Here is a 592-nt window from a genome sequence, read left to right as displayed (position 1 = left end):
ACCGATGAGCGCGGCGGCGCTAAAGCTCTCACCACTCGTCGTCTCGACCCTCACCGATTCCCCCAAGTCTTCGAAGGAGGTCAGCGCACAGCCAGATTCGAGTTCGACGGTGTCGATCCCCCGGCAGGCCTCAAGGAGCACTTCGTGCAGATCGGCGCGGTGGATTACCGCGTAGGGCTGTCCGTAGCGCTCACAAACCTCACGCCCCATGGGAATCCGCGCTATCGACTCGCCCGTGATGGCATCGCGCACGAGCACATCTTCCGCAAGGCTCGAGTAGCGCAGCACCTCCTCGGCAAGGCCGAGCTTGTCGAACATGTGAAGTGCATTCGGCCCAAGCTGAATACCGTACCCAATCGGCGCAAACGCCTCGGCACGTTCGATCACCTTGACGCGCCGGCCCGTTTGTCCGAGCGCGACCGCAGCCGTCAGTCCACCGAGTCCACCGCCTGCGATCAGAGCCGTCTGATTCTCTTGCATGACTCTTACCTCTTGTCGATTGCGAGAATACCTACTGCTTTTTGGTAGCGTACTGTCTTTCTGCTTTAATTAGATATTATACTTTCGGATAGCCTGAAGGAGTCACAGCTCG

At 58.8% G+C, this 592-nt stretch carries 1 protein-coding gene; it reads right to left on the bottom strand.

Going from position 1 to position 592, the window contains the following annotated elements; translation table 11 throughout:
- The coding region (locus tag OP498_RS18535; RefSeq protein ID WP_280554830.1) for an FAD-dependent monooxygenase at window positions 1-480 on the bottom strand (480 nt) is incomplete at its 3' end.
- Between the last annotated feature and the right edge of the window lie 112 nt (window positions 481-592).

It is taken from the genome of Halomonas sp. 25-S5 (genome assembly GCF_029889845.1).
Classification (GTDB): Bacteria; Pseudomonadota; Gammaproteobacteria; order Pseudomonadales; family Halomonadaceae; genus Halomonas.
The sequence above is the reverse complement of the archived record's forward strand: the minus strand, read 5'-3'. Positions and strand labels throughout refer to the sequence as shown.